A 511-nucleotide genomic window follows, 5' to 3' on the forward strand; every position below is an offset into this window, starting at 1 on the left:
GATGATAGTTGGTTGTATTTCCAGTGAAAGTAGGACATCGTCAGGCTCACCATTCCAAGAACCCCGGTTTCGAAAGAGATCGGGGTTTTTGCTTTATCAGCCTGAAAAGTCCGCGCAGCCGCCATCCGCCGAACCGTGTATGCACGGGGAGGCCCAGGTTCTCCTCCCGGCCTCCCGAGGACTTTTCCCTCGACCGCACTCCCCGGGTTCCGAGCGGCCATTCGAGTCCCACCTCGCGCTGTCATGATGGCTGCGGACGCTTTCCCGGCGTACGCGTACGGAACTGAAAGCCTGCGCTTGTGCGCGCTTCCTGAGGATCGCCTGCATCAACTGCAGCGGCTGCCCGTTCCTGCGCCCGTGCCGCCCGCTGCGGCATCCGTTCCGTTTTCAGCCAAATCCGCCAGGAATCCTCGCCTCTGTGAGGCGGGGAGGAATGGCGGAAAAGACAGCAAAATGCGAGGCATACGCCAAAATAGGAAGCCTCATATAATCAAATAGCAATACCTTTCCT

It is taken from the genome of Sutterella wadsworthensis 2_1_59BFAA, assembly GCF_000297775.1.
GTDB classification, from domain to species: domain Bacteria; phylum Pseudomonadota; class Gammaproteobacteria; order Burkholderiales; family Burkholderiaceae_F; genus Sutterella; species Sutterella wadsworthensis_A.